This window comes from Auritidibacter ignavus (assembly GCF_003703835.1).
Lineage (GTDB): Bacteria > Actinomycetota > Actinomycetes > Actinomycetales > Micrococcaceae > Auritidibacter > Auritidibacter ignavus.
The window spans coordinates 19,813-36,574 of the sequence record NZ_RDQR01000004.1 but is presented as its reverse complement, the minus strand read 5'-3'; the positions used below and the strand labels follow the sequence as shown (position 1 = coordinate 36,574).

General features: G+C 59.0%; 12 protein-coding genes. 6 read left to right on the top strand and 6 right to left on the bottom strand.

All coding sequences use genetic code 11. The features are described from left to right. Nucleotides 1–8: 8 nt before the first annotated feature. Nucleotides 9–380, bottom strand: a complete 372-nt coding sequence (locus DYI20_RS03475) for an Rv2175c family DNA-binding protein (RefSeq protein ID WP_110099316.1) — start codon at nucleotides 378–380, stop codon at nucleotides 9–11. A gap of 253 nt (nucleotides 381–633) precedes the next feature. Here DYI20_RS03475 and DYI20_RS03470 point away from each other — a divergent pair, with 253 nt between their 5' ends. Further along, nucleotides 634–2,265, top strand: a complete 1,632-nt coding sequence (locus DYI20_RS03470) for a lytic transglycosylase domain-containing protein (protein ID WP_110110334.1) — start codon at nucleotides 634–636, stop codon at nucleotides 2,263–2,265. A 69-nt stretch (nucleotides 2,266–2,334) separates the two neighbouring features. After that, nucleotides 2,335–3,858, top strand: a complete 1,524-nt coding sequence (locus DYI20_RS03465) for a protein kinase domain-containing protein (protein ID WP_233487850.1) — start codon at nucleotides 2,335–2,337, stop codon at nucleotides 3,856–3,858. 11 nt (nucleotides 3,859–3,869) lie between these two features. Here DYI20_RS03465 and DYI20_RS03460 read toward each other — a convergent pair whose 3' ends face one another. Beyond that, complete coding sequence (locus DYI20_RS03460; RefSeq protein ID WP_110099314.1) at nucleotides 3,870–5,279, bottom strand: class II 3-deoxy-7-phosphoheptulonate synthase; 1,410 nt, start codon at nucleotides 5,277–5,279, stop codon at nucleotides 3,870–3,872. Between the two features lie 93 nt (nucleotides 5,280–5,372). On the opposite strand from DYI20_RS03460, the gene DYI20_RS03455 reads away from it, so the two are divergent. The 3 genes from DYI20_RS03455 (at nucleotide 5,373) to DYI20_RS03445 (ending at nucleotide 8,671) form a co-directional block, all read left to right on the top strand. Then, complete coding sequence (locus DYI20_RS03455) at nucleotides 5,373–6,242, top strand: alpha/beta hydrolase (RefSeq protein WP_158524702.1); 870 nt, start codon at nucleotides 5,373–5,375, stop codon at nucleotides 6,240–6,242. After that, nucleotides 6,235–6,690 carry a UbiA prenyltransferase family protein gene (locus tag DYI20_RS03450; RefSeq protein WP_110100436.1) on the top strand — a complete coding sequence of 152 codons (456 nt, stop codon included), beginning with the start codon at nucleotides 6,235–6,237 and terminating at the stop codon, nucleotides 6,688–6,690. Before DYI20_RS03455 ends, DYI20_RS03450 begins: the two co-directional genes overlap by 8 nt. 160 nt (nucleotides 6,691–6,850) lie before the next feature. Further along, on the top strand, nucleotides 6,851–8,671 hold the full coding sequence (locus DYI20_RS03445) for an AMP-dependent synthetase/ligase (protein ID WP_110099311.1): 1,821 nt from the start codon (nucleotides 6,851–6,853) through the stop codon (nucleotides 8,669–8,671). A gap of 7 nt (nucleotides 8,672–8,678) precedes the next feature. Here the strand turns inward: DYI20_RS03445 and DYI20_RS03440 are convergent, their stop codons facing one another. Together DYI20_RS03440 and DYI20_RS03435 are read right to left on the bottom strand one after the other, a co-directional pair. Next, the gene (locus DYI20_RS03440) at nucleotides 8,679–10,130 is read right to left on the bottom strand and encodes a mycothione reductase (RefSeq protein WP_110100435.1); all 1,452 of its coding nucleotides are present in this window, start codon (nucleotides 10,128–10,130) and stop codon (nucleotides 8,679–8,681) included. A gap of 177 nt (nucleotides 10,131–10,307) precedes the next feature. Continuing rightward, nucleotides 10,308–13,823, bottom strand: a complete 3,516-nt coding sequence (locus DYI20_RS03435) for a pyruvate carboxylase (RefSeq protein ID WP_122548880.1) — start codon at nucleotides 13,821–13,823, stop codon at nucleotides 10,308–10,310. A 291-nt stretch (nucleotides 13,824–14,114) separates the two neighbouring features. Here DYI20_RS03435 and DYI20_RS03430 point away from each other — a divergent pair, with 291 nt between their 5' ends. After that, nucleotides 14,115–14,948, top strand: a complete 834-nt coding sequence (locus DYI20_RS03430; protein ID WP_110100433.1) for a ParA family protein — start codon at nucleotides 14,115–14,117, stop codon at nucleotides 14,946–14,948. A gap of 166 nt (nucleotides 14,949–15,114) precedes the next feature. On the opposite strand, the gene DYI20_RS03425 is transcribed toward DYI20_RS03430, so the two are convergent. Both DYI20_RS03425 and ftsR read right to left on the bottom strand, forming a co-directional pair. Then, nucleotides 15,115–15,714 carry a MerR family transcriptional regulator gene (locus DYI20_RS03425; RefSeq protein ID WP_233242807.1) on the bottom strand — a complete coding sequence of 200 codons (600 nt, stop codon included), beginning with the start codon at nucleotides 15,712–15,714 and terminating at the stop codon, nucleotides 15,115–15,117. Between the two features lie 272 nt (nucleotides 15,715–15,986). Next, nucleotides 15,987–16,739 (bottom strand): transcriptional regulator FtsR, encoded by a 753-nt coding sequence (gene ftsR, locus DYI20_RS03420; protein ID WP_233487848.1) that lies wholly within the window; start codon nucleotides 16,737–16,739, stop codon nucleotides 15,987–15,989. Nucleotides 16,740–16,762 lie beyond the last annotated feature (23 nt).

Here is a 16,762-nt window from a genome sequence, read left to right as displayed (position 1 = left end):
TGAGCCAGTTACCAGGCCAACGCCTGTGCGCGACGCCGGATTTCAGCCTTCTGACCAGCGCGCAACGCATCAATAGGACGACCCGGAAGCGACTCGTCCTCGGTAAACAACCAGCGCACGATGCCTTCGTCATCAAACCCTGAATCCGACAGCACGATAATGGTCCCTTTGAGCGAGCCTAATAAACCTCGGTCGTCGAAGAACTGCGCCGGCACGCTCCGCACGTTATTCTCTCCGCGACGCAGAGCGATCAGACGGCGGTCACGAATCATGTTGTGAACCTTGGTGACCACCACGCCCAAACGCTCTGCGACCTCTGGCAGGGTTAACCATTCCCCGACCAGGTGATCGAGATCTGATGTTTCTGCTTCTTGAGTCATGCCTTAAAACTATCGGATAACCATCAATTCACAATGCCCCATGTCACCCGGGAATCACGCATTCTCCGGATTTCGCGAACATTGCACGGCGTGTCGCTAAAAAAGTGTCTCCCTCACTTCACATTAGCCCCATCAGTGTTGTAACTTTACATAGGTAACATTTTCATCAACAACACCTTGTTGCTACTCCTGTCACATTGATCTCGGGAGAACTTCCCCTGGCTACAGGTGCCTGACGCAAGAGGATATATCTATGTCTCAGCGCGCATCCGGTGCCTCCCGGCTCTATACGACCGCCATCGCAGGGACCACGTTGCCCCTGGTCACTCTGGGGTCCGTGGCCGCAGCACATGCTGACGTTCCCGCGGTCCAATTCGAACCAAAGACCGCGTCGCCAGCCAATATTGCCTCCGCACAGCAGATCATCACCAAGCGGGTCAGCGCTTCCCGAGGCACTGTGACCGAGCTCCCGGCCTCTCTGAGTTCAGCTAAAATCCCGGCCGGGCGTCAGTCTGAAAAGATTTACACCGTGAAACCTGGTGACACTCTTTCTCACATTGCCGCCCGGAACAACGTTTCGTTGTCTCAGCTGCTACGCTGGAACCCGGACCTGAGCACGCGTTCTGTGATCTACCCGGGACAGAAAATCAAGCTCTCCGGCACCAGCACCGGCTCAAAGACCCCCTCACGTCCAGCAACGAACACAAAAACCACCTCCGGCAACGCAGGCTCATCACAGTCCTCGACCTATACCGTCAAACGAGGAGACACCCTCTCCGGCATCGCCGCCCGCCACGGAGTCTCACTCTCGACACTGCTCAACGCCAACGGACTGAAGACCAGCTCGATCATTTACCCGGGACAGAAGATCAAGCTCTCTGGCACCAGCACCGGCTCAAAGAAACCCTCACGTCCAGCAACCAACACAAAAACCACCTCCGGCAACGCAGGCTCATCACAGTCCTCGACCTATACCGTCAAACGAGGAGACACCCTCTCCGGGATCGCCGCCCGCCACGGAGTCTCACTCTCGACACTGCTCAACGCCAACGGACTGAAGACCAGCTCGATCATTTACCCGGGACAGAAGATCAAGCTCTCTGGCACCAACACCGGCTCAAAGAAACCCTCACGTCCAGCAACCAACACAAAAACCACCTCCGGCAACGCAGGCTCATCGAAGTCCTCGACCTATACCGTCAAACGAGGAGACACCCTCTCCGGCATCGCCGCCCGCCACGGAGTCTCACTCTCGACACTGCTCAACGCCAACAGACTAAAAGTCAGCTCCCCCATCTATCCGGGTCAGCAACTCAAGCTCTCCGGGTCATCAAAAGCAACCACCGGATCCGTCGGAACCGCAAGCGGGTCCACCAACTCGGGCTCCGGCCAGCCGAAGCAGTTGGTGGGTAATACGTTCTTGCACTACACCTACCCGGATCACGTGGTAGCGAATGCGAATGCGAATAAGCAGGCTCTACTCAATGCTCCAACCCCTTCCCGGGCGGAGGTGCAAGCGATGGTGCGTGACACCGCCATCCGCATGGGCGTCGATCCGAAACTCGCGTTGGCTCACGCCATGGCAGAGTCGAGTTTCGATGCCACCGCGGTCTCCCCGGCCAACGCTATTGGTGTGATGCAGGTGATTCCGTCCTCCGGTGAATGGGCATCCCAGATGGTTGGTCGGAAACTGAACTTATTAAATCCTCAGGACAATATCACTGCGGGGATCGCCATCATCCGCCACTTGCAACGGACTTCCAGTTCCCTGGACTTTGGCATTGCCTCCTACTATCAGGGACAGGCCGGGGTGCGGAAGAACGGTATGTACCCCGACACCAAGGACTATGTGAAGAAGGTCCGCGGTTACATGCAACGGTTCTAAACCGGCTGAAAGCCACCCCGCTCGGCGCTGTCTCATCAACCATTAAGACTCAGCCATTATCCTGGTGGGGTGACGTCCTCAGCTCAAGACACTCTGATCGGGGTACTGGTCGACGACCGGTACCGGATTCTCGATCGACTAGCTCGTGGCGGGATGTCGACGGTCTACCGGGCCCTCGACACCCGCCTCGATCGCGAAGTTGCGCTGAAAGTCCTGTATCCGCACCTAGCCGAAGACCGTGCGTTAGTGGCTCGATTCGAACAAGAAGCCAAGACAGCTGCGAAACTTTCCCACCCCAACGTCGTCAACGTCTATGACCAAGGCGAGGGGCACACTCCCACAGGAACTGTGGTCTACTTGGCCATGGAGTATGTCAGTGGTTTTACCCTGCGTACCGTAGCGACCCGTCAGGGCGCGCTGAAACCGGATACCGCGATGACATACCTCACCGCGATGGTCCGCGGTATTGCCGCTGCGCATCAAGCGGGACTGATTCACCGCGATATTAAGCCAGAGAACGTTTTGGTGTGTCCTGAAGATGGTCGCATCAAGGTGGCAGACTTTGGCCTGGCGCGCGCCGCCACACAACACACCGGCACCGGGGCCACGTTGATGGGTACGGTGGCCTATATTTCGCCCGAACTAGTTTCGGGGAAGAAAGCCGACCAGCGTTCCGATGTTTATGCCACCGGTATCGTTGCCTACGAGCTACTGACCGGGCGTCAGCCTTTCGTCGGCGATACCGCCGTACAGGTAGCGTTCCAGCACGTCAATGCGCGAGTGCCATCGCCCGCCAATCTGGTCCCGGAGTTACCCGAATTGCTCGTCGACTTCGTGTTGGCATGTACGGAGCCAACCCCGGAAGACCGACCCCACGATGCCCTAGAAATGCTCACCATGCTCGATGCCGCCCAACAGTCGCTAGACGCTCTGGGTCATCCCGCGTTGAGTCCCCGACAGGTGGTGCAAGACTCGGCTGGAATTGTCCTGCCCACCCCACCGACAAGCCCGCCTTCACAACAGCAACCGACACCAGCTCATCCCACCAGGATGAGCCCGGAGGATGACGCTACCGCTGTGGTGGCCCCCGAAACCGACGCAACGGTTCCGGTAACCTCAGCACCGGTTTCAGCACACGACGACGATGCAACACAGCAACCACAGCATCCAAGTGCCACCACGCAACGGTGGGTTGCTGATTCTCCGGAGGTAATGCCTCCAGCAGACCGCACCACTATTTACGCCCAAGCCACTCCTCGACCGCCAGAGACGACCCCCTCGGCTTCCGCACCCCAATCGTCCTCCATGGCCACGCCACGGCAACCCCGGCTCAAAGGACGGGCACTGACACCCACACACCGACTGTCTCAGCCCGAACCACTGCGCGGGCTGATGATCAGCATTGTGATCGTGATGCTCGCAGCCGTTGCTTTACTCGTCGGCTGGATGCTGGCCGGACATTTATTCCTCAGCACTAATCTTGGTATTCCTGCCCTTTCAGCACAGGCCGAGGTTCCCGTACGGGCCGAGATGGACAGCATACCCCCGGAAACCTGGTGCAAGTTCTCGACGGTTTCCGAGGGCGATAACTGATTGATGGTGACTTAGTGGCGTGCGTCGTTTCGCGGGTGGGACAGAGCCTCGGAAACTAAAAACGCTAATTCCAGCGACTGCTGATGGTTCAGGCGCGGGTCACACAGGGTCTCATATCGATCAGCGAAGGCCGATTCGTCAATCGCGCCGGCACCGCCCAAGCATTCGGCGACATCGTCACCGGTCATTTCCACGTGCATACCGCCGGGGTGGGTGCCTAAGGCGTGGTGGACTTCGAAGAAGCCCCGCAACTCATCGACAACATCGTCAAAGCGACGGGTCTTGTATCCATTGGCTGCGGTCACCGTGTTGCCGTGCATCGGGTCGGTCACCCACAGCGGGGTGGCTCCCGAGTCACGAACGGCTTCGACCAACGGCGGGAGGTTCTCCCGAATCTTGGATGCGCCCATCCGGGAGATGAAGGTGATGCGTCCCGGCTCGCGCTCTGGGTCGAGCTTATCAAGTAGCTGTAGTGCGTCCTCAGGTGTGGTGTTCGGGCCTAGCTTGACCCCAATCGGGTTGCGCACCTTGGACAGGAACTCCACGTGAGCCCCGTCAATGTCGCGGGTGCGCTCCCCGACCCACAGGAAGTGTCCGGAGGTGGCGTAGGGCAGACCAGTACGTGAGTCCAACCTGGTCAGGGCACGTTCGTAATCCAGCAACAACGCTTCATGGGCAGCGAAGAATTCGGTGGTGCGTAGCGCCGTGAAATCCGCCCCGGCTGCGGCCATGAACCGCACGGCACGGTCGATTTCTCCGGCGAGTTCGTCGTAGCGAGCGTAGGCCGGGTTGGACATAAAACCTTTATTCCAGGCGTGCACAGCCCGTAGGTCGGCAAAACCTCCCTGGGTGAAAGCACGAATAAGGTTCAGGGTCGATGCCGAGGTGTGGTAGGCCTTGAGCATCCGTTCCGGATCATGGCGGCGGGCTTCTTCGGTGAATTCGAAGCCGTTGACGATCTCGCCGCGGAAACTGGGCAAGGTCACTCCATCACGGGTTTCGGTGTCCGAGGAACGGGGCTTAGCGAACTGGCCTGCCATCCGGCCCATTTTCACCACTGGCATGGACGCGCCGTAAGTCAGCACCACCGCCATCTGCAGTAGGGTTTTGACGCGATCGGAAATTTTATTCGCGGTGGCTCCGGCAAAGGTTTCGGCGCAGTCACCGCCTTGGAGCACGAAGGCGTCTCCGGCTGCGGCGGTGGCCAACCGCGAGCGCAATACGTCAACCTCGCCGGCGAAAACGAGCGGAGGCACCACGGATAGTTCATCAATCACGTGCTGTGCGAGCTCAGGGTCATACCACTCAGGAGCCTGTTTGATGGGCTTGGCCTGATAGTCGTCCAATCCTGGATACTGTGCGGCACCTTCAGAGAAGGTGGTTCCGAACGGTTGCACTCCTGCTGTGGCGTCAAAACTCATAGAATGAGTCTACGAAGTTGAGGACCGGTTGTCAGGTGCATGAATCTAAAAGACAAACCTCCCGAGAAGACCCCGGGGAGAAGGAGAACAACCGTGACGAGTAACCCGCAGCAACAGCCCCTGGACCTGGTGGGCCGTCCTTCAGGGATGCTGGCCGAAACGAGCACCGGTGTCTCGATGACGGCGGTAATTTTCCACGGTTTTACGTCTGGCCCGGCCTCCATCGCTCCGTGGGCTTATGACTTGGCCGAACATGGCGTCAACGTGGTCGCTCCCTTACTTCCCGGACACGGGACGCAGTGGCAAGATCTTGCCCGCACCAGCGCCGACGAGATTCGTGCCGCAGCGGCAACCACCGTCTTAGCGGTTCTCGACCGCCAGGGCCAGCAACGCCATGCCGGACACACCACCCGGCTAGTGGTGGGCGGACTATCCATGGGAGGCCTCCTGGCTCTAGATGCGGCCGCGCATCTGCCTGAAATTGACCGAGTATTTCTGGTCAATCCCGCGCTTGAACTTCACAGATGGACCAGCATCGCCGCATGGTTCACGCCGTTGCTGGCCCCTCTGGTACCCAACATTGGATCCATCGCTGACGATATAGCCGATCCATACGCGCTGTCTTCTGACACCGAGACACCGCTGTCAGAACATGCCTATCCGCGGACCCCGCTGGCTGCGGTCGAGCAACTCGCCCGTTTGATGCGCACCATACGTGGCGAGCTCTCAAAGATTTCCACCCCGGTGACCGTCTACCGTTCTACCGAAGATCAGCTGGTCTCAGATCGGTCCCTGTCGACCTTGCGTCGGCACATGGCAACAGAGCTTTTGGAGATCGTTCCACTACCCCATTCTCGTCACGTGGCGACACTGGACGCCGATGCTACGCTGATACACCAACACAGTCGCGCAACGCTATTACACGAATTCAGTCTGACCAGAGCCGGGAGAGCAGATGCCTGATCGTTCACCTGATGAGCCACACAGCGAGGAGCAACGGTGGCGGGACATCGTCTTAGAGCTCGGTGGGAGCGACACGCAGGCCACAGCGCCGGCTCCCGTCGACAGGACAGCTCACCAACACGGCGAAACCTCCACCACAACAACGCCCCGCGGACCAAGGGATTACACTCTGGCCGAGGAACCCGATGACGATTTCGTCCCGGCGACACCCCGGCCGATTTTTTCTGGTTCTCCCCGTGCTGTGCTGTCCTGGGTCACCGTCATCGGTATCCCCCTGATCTTTTTCGTGCTCTGGGTACTACCCGGCGTGCAGCTATCGTGGTGGTTCACGACAGGACTGTGGTTCGCCTGGTTCGGGGCCGCGGTCAGTTTATTTTATCTGTTACCGCGAGATCGATATAGTCGCCGAGACAGTGATGATGACTATGGGAGTGGGGCCAGGGTTTAAGTTACCGGCTTGTTTTTGGCTCCCTGACTTGCAGTGTAGGCGGAATCCGCTCCGTGCTAAGAGGTTACCCGTCTTTCGTAAATCCTGGCCATACGGACTAATATTGTGAGTTGATACACATCTCTCTAGCCACATTTTGGACAGCGCCAGGAGGATTTTTATGAAAGAAATCGTCACCGAATCAGCCAGGACCGTTGATCGGACGGAAAATATCACCGATTTGCTCGAGCACCAAGTGGTAGCGGATCGCAACCGCGCTCTTTTTGCTCGGCAAACTTCTCCTGGCGAATGGACCGACATTTCCTCTGCGACCTTCCAGGCCGAGGTGAAAGAACTCGCTCGGGCTCTGGCCGGCATCGGCATTGCACCTGGTGACCGAGTGGGCATCATGTCCGCCACCCGCTACGAATGGACGCTGGCCGATTTCGCCATCTGGTACGCCGGAGCGGTGACTGTCCCGATTTACGAAACCTCATCGCCGTCGCAGGTGGCCTGGATTCTGGAAGACTCCGGTATTAAAGCTGTGCTGGCAGAAAACCCCACTCACCAGCAGGTCGTCGAGCGAGCAGTGCGCCAAGAAAATCTCGACCCTCTAGTGGGCATCTGGCTCTTCGACGAAAACCTCGACGAACTGCGTGCTCACAGCCAAGAAGGCCCCGACGCCGAGGAAATGGAACGGCGTCGCACTATTGCCACACTGGAAGACCTAGCGACGGTAATTTACACTTCGGGCACCACCGGCAAACCGAAGGGGTGTGAACTCACGCACGGCAACTTCTCCGAACTCTCCCAGCAAGTCCTGTCCACAGAACTGGGCGACGTGGTGCGTCCGGGACACTCCACGGTGCTATTTATCCCCCTAGCTCACGTCTTCGCCCGTTTTATCGCGGTAATCGCTGTAGCCGGGGGCGCCCGGGTGGGACACACCGCCAATATCAAACAGCTGGTCCCAGATTTGCAGAGTTTCAAACCAGACTTCCTGTTGGCCGTGCCCCGGGTATTTGAGAAGGTCTACAACGCTGCGAAAATGAAGGCCGATGACTCCGGCCGTGGCAAGATCTTCGAAGCCGGCGCCCAGACCGCGGTGGATTATTCGACCGCTCTACAAGATGGCAAGGTACCCCTCGGCCTCAAGCTCAAGCACGCTCTGTTCGATAAACTTCTCTACAACAAGATCAAAGACGCCATGGGCGGTCGAGTGACCCACGCGGTCTCCGGAGGTGGCCCGCTCGGTGCCCGATTGGGGCACTTCTTCCGGGGTGTGGGGGTCACCATTCTAGAAGGCTACGGACTCACCGAGACCACTGCTCCGATCACCGTCAGCATGCCCTCGGAACTGCGCATCGGTAGTGTGGGACGCCCCATCCCGGGTAACGCCATCAAGATTGCCGACGACGGTGAAGTACTGGCCAAGGGTGTCTCCGTGATGCGTGGCTACCGCAACCGTCCTGACCTGGCCGACAGCACCTTCACCGACGGCTGGTTTGCCACCGGTGATCTCGGCGAGCTAGATGAGGACGGGTACCTGTCCATCACCGGCCGGAAGAAAGAACTGATTGTCACCGCCGGTGGTAAGAACGTTTCGCCCTCACAGCTGGAAGACGTGTTACGTTCCGACGTGTTGGTCTCTCAGGCCATCGTGATTGGTGATCAGCGTCCCTTCGTGGCCGCCCTCGTTACCATCGATGAAGAAACCGCCCCGGACTGGTTGCGTCAGCAGAAGCTGGACCCGGAGATGTCAATCAAGGAGATGTCCCAGCATCCCGACATCATTGCCCACGTCCAGACACTGGTGGACAAGGCCAATGACACCGTGTCTCGGGCCGAATCAATCCGTGAGTTCCGCATTACCACCGAGGACTTCACCGTGGAGTCCGGACAGATGACCCCGTCGTTGAAGATCAAACGTGAGGTCGTCACCCGCGACTACGAGGACCTGATCGAAGAGATCTATGCCAAGCCCAAGCCGAAAACCTCCTAAGCTGGGGTCAGACCAGCCCGGAATCCGGGACCTCCAAACCCAGCAGTGCGTTTTCGACAACTTCCGCCAAAGCCGGGTGAATCCAATACTGGCCGCGTGCCATCGTGTGGGCGTCGATGCCGAGGCTCATTGCTTGAACCAACGGCTGAATCAGGTTTGAGGAGTCCTCACCGATCAGGTGGGCACCTAACAGGGTTCCGGTACTGCGTTGGGCAATGAGTTTTACGAAGCCGAAGGCATCTCCCATCGCCCAACCATAGGCAACATCGGCGTACTGCTGGACCTTGATCGTGAGATCATCGTCGCCGTATTGGGCGCGGGCCTGTGCCTCGGTGAGTCCAGCACTGGCTATTTGGGGCCGGGAGAACACTGCGGCCGGAACCGGGTCCAGCCGGGCGGGCTTAAGCTGGTCCGGGTGGTCCATATTGTGATTGACCACCCGCTGTTCGTGATTGGCCACGTGCTTGAGCTGGTGGTCATTGGTGATATCGCCCAGCGCCCAGACCCCGGGCAATACCTCACCGTTGGAGAGCACCCGTAAATACGGGTCGGTGGAAATGCGGTGGTGTTCGTTGGTATCAATGCCGGCGGCGGTCAGGTTCAGTCGGTCGGTATTCGGCACCCGGCCGGTGGCGATCAGCACCACATCGGTTTGCACACTGAGATCCGCGCTCTGGGACTGATCGGCAGAGTTCTCTTCGGTGTTGACTGCAGTAAAATCAGCAACCACCTGATCCCCGTCAGTTTGGCGGATACCGTTGAGTGTATACCCGGTGGTGAGCTGCCATTGTTCCTGGGCTCGTTGGGTAAAGGCCGCCGAGATCTCCTCATCCTGGTGACGTAAAAGCCGGGGACTGCGGTTGACCTGGTGCACGGTCGAACCGAGACCGGAAAAAATGGCGGCAAATTCGGCGGCGATATATCCCCCACCAATGATCAGGATGTGCTCAGGCAATTGTTCGAGACGCATCACCGTATCGGAGGTGTGGACCTGTGGCAGATCCACACCGGGCACGTCAGGAATCCGCGGACGCGACCCGGCGGCAATCACGATCTGTTCGGCTTCGATCACCCGACCCGATGCGCTGGTGAGCTGGCGTGGTCCGGTGAAATGGACTTCTTCAGCAATCAGAGTCGTGTGTTCGAGTTCTTCATCGCGGTAGGCACGCCCTGAGTCAGAGATCGCGTCAATGCGGGAGAATACTCTGTCTCGCAGTCCCGACCAGTCAGCCCCATTGAAACTGACATCGACGTTAACCTCCGCGGCAGGTTCTGGGGTGGAGGCCACGGTGGAAGGATAGACATACATTTTGGTGGGGATACACCCTTTATTCAGACAGGTCCCACCAAATACCCCGGAATCGATCATGGCGACCTTCTTGTCATCCCAGCTCTCGGTGATCACCGAGTTTCCAGAACCAGACCCGATAATCGCTAAATCGTAATGTTCAACGCTCATACCCCCATCCTAGTGGGTGCCTGTCAGGGTGAAGAGGCCGCTGAAACATCACCACCTTTCGGTGCGCTTCACATCGTTAAGCCTGAGCCGCACAGATGATCACGGCGCCCGCCGACCCGGGGATACCGGCCGACAGGCGCCGTTGGTATGGTTCGTCGGTGATTGGCCGGTGCTGGCCTAGTTCTCCGGGTCGATGACCAGGACCAGATCGCCACCGTCGACCGGGGTGGGCTCGGTGAGAACCACGCGCTTCACGGTGCCTGCCACCTGGGTGGTAATCGCAGCTTCCATCTTCATCGCCTCGATGGTGGCCACAGTGTCACCGGCGTCAACGGTGTCGCCTTCTTCGACCTGGACGGTCACCGCACCGGCGAACGGGGCAGCGATGTGTCCGGGTTGGTCGCGGTCTGCCTTTTCGGCCGATCGGACGGTGGACTCCACGGAATTGTCGCGGACCTCAAGCTGGCGGGCCTGGCCGTTGAGAGTAACCATCACGGTGCGCATACCCTTTTCGTCAGGCTCAGAGATCGACTGCAGGGTGGCCAGCAAACGCACACCGGTGCCCAACGAAATCACGTGTTCCATGCCCTTGGTCATACCGTAGAGGAAGTCGCGGGTATGCAATACAGAGGTGTCACCGTAACGACGAGTATGCTCCTCATACTCGCGGGTGGGCCCGGGAAACAGCAACCGGTTCAGCGTTTCTTGACGTTCCCGACCGGATCGCTTGAGCGCCGCGGAGTCCTCGGCCGAGACCGTCTCATCCTGTTGCGGGGAAGTCTCCCGACCCTGCAGGGCCTTAGCACGGAAGGGCTCAGGCCATCCTCCGGGAGGATCGCCCAACTGACCGGAGAGGAAGTCGATAACCGAGGAAGGAATGTCGTAGTTCTGCGGGTTTTCTTCGAAATCGGCCGGGTCGGCCTGTGCCGAAACCAGAGCCAGGGCCAGGTCGCCAACGACCTTCGAGGACGGGGTGACCTTCACTAAGTTGCCCAGGATCTTATTGGCGGCACCATACATATCCTCGATCTGTTCGAAACGATCGGCTAGACCTAGCGAAATGGCCTGCTGACGCAGGTTGGACAGTTGTCCGCCGGGGACCTCATGCTGGTACACACGACCGGTCGATGCCGGGATGCCGGATTCGAACGGCGCGTAGATACTACGCACGGTCTCCCAGTAGGGTTCCAGACTGGCAACGTCGTCCAAACCCAGACCGGTCTCGCGGTCGGTGAAATTGGTGGCGGCCACCAATGCCGACATCGACACCTGCGACGTGGTACCCGACATGGACGCGACCGCCACATCCACGGCATCCACTCCAGCTTCGGAGGCAGCCAACAGGGTAGCCAGCTGACCACCGGCAGTGTCGTGGGTGTGCAGGTGTACCGGTACATCGAACCGGCTACGTAGCTCGGTGACCAACCGGCGGGCGGCCTCCGGACGCAACAATCCGGCCATGTCTTTAATACCGAGCACGTGTGCACCGGCGTCCACCATGCGTTCGGCCAGATTGAGGTAGTAGTCCAGCGTGTACAGCTTCTCATCTGGGTCCAGCAGGTTACCCGTATAGCACAGGGCCGCTTCTGCGACCGCACTGGTGCGCTCCCGGACCGCGGTGATGGCGGGGATGATCTGTTCGACGTCATTCAGCGCATCGAAGATCCGAAAAATATCGATCCCGGTTTCAGCAGCCTCAGCCACGAAGGCTTCGGTCACTTCTTGCGGGTACGGCGTGTACCCTACGGTATTGCGTCCACGCAACAGCATCTGTAGCGGGATATTCGGCATGGCTTCACGCAAACGAGCCAATCGGTCCCAGGGGTCCTCAGCCAAGAAGCGCAGCGCCACGTCGTAGGTGGCCCCGCCCCAGATTTCAGCCGAGAACAGTTGCGACAGACGGTGCGAGACCGCAGGGGCTGCGGCCAGCAGGTCGCGAGTACGGATACGGGTGGCCAAAAGCGACTGATGGGCATCACGGAACGTGGTGTCGGTCACGGCTAGCCCCTGGTGCTCACGCAGGGCTGTGGCAAAACCTTCGGGGCCCTTGTGTAGCAAGACCTTCCGCCAGCCAGCAGGTGGTTCGACCTTATGGGAGACACCGTCAAAGGGAGAACGCTCCGGCTCCTCACGCTTATCCCCGGGGAAGCTGGGCAACTTATCGCGAGGGTCAATGCCTTCGACACGAGGGCCATGTGGCTGATTGACGGTAACATCGGCCAAATACTGTAAGGCCCGGGAACCACGGTTCTTGGAACGATTAATCTGGGTCAGCTCGGGGTGCTGGTCAATGAAGTCCGTGGCAACATCACCGGCGATGAACTGAGGGTCATCCAGCACGTTAAGCAAGAACGGGATATTGGTGGCCACCCCACGAATTCGGAATTCAGCCAAGGCCCGGCGTACACGGCGACGGGCGGCGGCGAAATCGCGACCGCGACCGGTGAGCTTGACCAGCATGGAGTCAAAGTGCGGGGAAATCTCGGCACCGGTGTAGATGGTGCCACCGTCGAGGCGAATACCTGAACCCCCCGCAGAACGGTAAGCCGACACGGTTCCCGTGTCCGGGCGAAAGTCATTGGCCGGGTCTTCGGTGGTGATACGGCATTGGATGGCCGCACCGCGCAAACGCAGGTTCTCCTGGGTGATGCCGAGATCCTCCAGGGACTCACCGGTGGCGATGCGTAACTGCGAGGACACCAGATCGATATCGGTGACCTCTTCGGTCACGGTGTGCTCGACTTGAATGCGGGGGTTCATCTCAATGAAGAAGTGCTCGCCGGCACGCTCACCGGCGGTATCAACCAGGAATTCCACGGTACCGGCGTTGACGTAGTTCATGGACTTTGCGAATTTCACCGCGTCCCGGTAGAGCGCCTGCCGGATGGAGTCATCCAGGTTCGGGGCCGGCGCCATCTCCACTACTTTCTGGTGGCGACGTTGCATGGAGCAGTCACGTTCAAAAATATGGACCACATTGCCCTGGGAATCGGCCAGCACCTGGACCTCGATGTGACGAGGACGCACCACGGCCTGCTCAAGGAACACGGTGGGATCTCCGAAAGCAGTGTCGGCCTCCCGCATCGCCGCCGACAGCGCATCAGGAAGATCTTTGGCATGCTCGACACGGCGCATCCCCCGACCGCCACCGCCAGCAACTGCCTTGACGAACAGCGGGTAGCCAATGTCGTCAGCCTGAGCAATCAAGGCCTCGGCGTCATCGGTCGGATCAGTCGACTGCAACGTCGGGATACCAGCCTGACGGGCAGCCCGGAGTGAGGCCACCTTATTACCGGTGACTTCCAGAACATCGGCCGGCGGACCCACAAAGGTCAAACCAGCTTCGGCAGTCTTGCGTGCCAGTTCCGGGTTCTCGGAGAGGAAACCATATCCGGGATAGATCGCTTCGGCGTCAGCTTGCTGGGCCACGCGAATGATCTCGTCCACATCCAGATAGGCGCGAACCGGGTGTCCCTCTTCACCAATGAGGTAGGCTTCATCGGCTTTCTGCCGGTGAATGGAGTTGCGGTCTTCATACGGGAAAACCCCGACCGTCTTTGCCCCCAGCTCATAGCAGGCACGAAAGGCACGCACCGCGATTTCTCCGCGGTTAGCCACCAGTACTTTCGAAAAACCGGTCGGCTGATCGGACTGTGCCGGTCGGTTCGGCTGGACTGAGTCTTTACTCGCCACGAGACCTCCAAGGTTGCGCCGTTTCCACGCCCGGGTCGCACCACGGCTCACCCAAGCTAGCGTGGTTGATTCGTCACCGGCTCAAACCCGGCAGGGCACGAGACGGTGGGTTCTCCCATAGTTTAGCGACTCGCCTGATCAATCTCTCGTATGAGGCGTTCATGACCAGCGATAACAGCTGGTGGCGTATCTTTTTGTCCATGGCCCGCTGTGAAAACTGTTCATCATCATGGTGGTAAGCACGCTAGACTATGGTGTTGTTTCGTAACGTCTACGTGAGGATCCCTAACGGTGCAGGTCATTTCCATCTCGAGCCTCAAGGGTGGAGTCGGTAAAACCTCGGTCACCCTCGGGCTGGCGTCAGCAGCTCGAACCGCCGGCATGTCGACGCTGGTGATCGACCTCGACCCACACGCCGATGCCACCACCGGGTTGGGAATGAAGCAGGGCTTGAACACCCAGGATATCGGGACGTTATTGCGTAAGCCGAAGAAAGCCGATCTGAACACCAATGCCGAACCGGCCGGTTGGACTGAGTCTGAGGCCGAACCTTCCTCGCCCATCAACGGTAGCCGGTTGGATGTGGTCCGTGGGTCGTCCACGACCTCCATATTCGAGCGTATCTCGACTCGTTCTCGCGATGTGAACCGTCTGGCTGTGGCCCTCGATCGGGTGCGCGGTTATGATCTGGTGCTGATCGACTGCCCGCCGGCATTGAACGGAGTGACCAGGATTGCCTGGGCTGCTTCCACCGATGTGGTCCTGGTCGCTGAACCGTCGCTGTTTTCCGTAGCGGGTACTGAACGTACCTTGCGAGCTTTGGATCAGTTCCGCCGCGAGTTTGCCCCCTCTATTAAGAGTATTCGTGTGCTGGCAAATCGTGTGCGCACTGCCTCAACCGAGCACAAGTACCGGCTTACCGAAATGGAGCGGATGTACGGTGACCGCTTATTGCCACTGAGCATTCCCGAAATCTCCAACTGGCAACAGATCCAGGGCGCAGCATGGCCGATTCATCTCTGGCCGGGTGAGACCGCAGCGAGAACGGCCCGACAGTTCGACCAGCTCCTGCAGGAAATAACCCAGCAACAGGAGTCCTCCCGTCGCTCTCGACGAGCCCAGTAATCCGCGGTGTCGAGAGTGCTGACAACCTCGCCCGTCGTCATTTCCTGCGGGTAGCGCCCGGACCGCGGAAACAACAGTCCACCTAAATCAAGCGGGCTGTTTGCATATCGTGTGTGTCTTTCGGCTTCTCAGCACCCCGGGCTGGAAAGCCACGCAACGAGTGGCTTTAAGAGGCCGACTGACGGCGGGCTTCCCGGCGTGCCGACAGCTCGTCGCCAGGGAACGACTGCACGCCACGAGGATGCTGGGCGTCTTCGACCAAATATTCTGCTGGCAACTCGGCCAACGTGCCTTCGACCTCGCGCCATACCCGTCCGACAGCAATACCATAGACACCCTGTCCGCCCTGCACCAGGTCGATCACTTCATCTGCGGAGGTGCACTCGTACACCGAGGCACCATCAGACATCAGGGTAATTTGAGCGAGGTCTTCGACACCGCGCTCACGCAGGTGCTCAACAGCGCTACGAATCTGTTGCAGAGAAACGCCGGTATCCAACAGACGCTTAACCACCTTGAGGACCAAGATGTCACGGAAAGAATAGAGGCGCTGTGACCCTGAGCCCTTAGCACCGCGCAGGCTCGGCACGACCAACCCGGTGCGAGCCCAATAGTCCAGCTGGCGATAGGTGATGCCCGCAGCGTTAGAGGCAGTGGGGCCCCGATAACCGATCTCTTCAGCAAGCCAGGGCGCGTCATCACTGAAAAGTACGCCTTGAGCCTGGCGCTCGGCGTCTGTCTGTCCCGCGTCATGGATACCTGACACGATTCCTCCTGTTTCCGCGCTCCATTGTGGGGAAGTTTCTGAGTCGCGTAGACGGGCTGAAACTACCCTTGAGACTATGGTAGCCCTCGACCCGACAGAACTCATGAGGTGAGTGATCTGGAACGTCTAAGATAACGCTATGCGGTGAGCTGTCCCGGGTCAAAGACCCTGCCCATTTTTCTCCAGCGTGTCGCTCGAGTTTACATTTGTCACAACAGTATCAGTAGCGCGGGAGACTCGCAGTCGGCACTTCCCTGGGACCAGTGGTGGCATTATTCGTCAGTGGCCTCGGCGATTTCTGCACCGATCACCGCCGCATGTAGTTCAAGACAGGCCTGAGAGATATCGCGGGCAATTTCTTCACGCTGCGATGCCGCCGTAGTCTGGGCGGAGTTTTTCAGCCCGGCGGTGGCTTGTTCGATGAGCCCCAATTCTCGATCAGCCATCATCCGGAACGGGCGGAGGTGGCGGGCCTCAAACCCATGAGTGGACAAAACCATAGCCGCCCGCACTACTTTCAGAGCGTGCTCCGTGTAGCGACCGGAGTCAGTGGGCCAGATCAGTTTATTGGCTTCAAGTCCGGCGATCAGTTGTTCATCGGCACCAGTGGTTCCGATAAGCTCCGAACGGGTTAGGGGGCGGGCATGACCGGCAATTTCTTGGGCGAGCTGTTCGGAGACGCTACGAGGTTCAAACCGTAGCCCCCCGGGCAAAGATTCAGGGTGTTGTCCAGCATCCACAGCGTCCAGATAATCTTTGATCACCCGCAGGGGAAGGTACTGGTCACGTTGGACCGAGAGAATGAACCGCAACCGCTCGATATCGGTATGGGAGTATTTGCGATATCCTGCCGGTGTCCGTCGTGGGGTGATGAGTCCCTTTTCTTCCAAGAACCGAATTTTTGAGGCCCGCACCTCGGGGAACTCATCATTGATTTCAGCCAGAACCTCGCCGATGGTCAGCAGTCCTGCCACTCCACGCGAGGAACCGGAGGGATAGGAATTCAGAGCAGAAACGGGATTCACAACACGACCTTCAGAACGTCAGT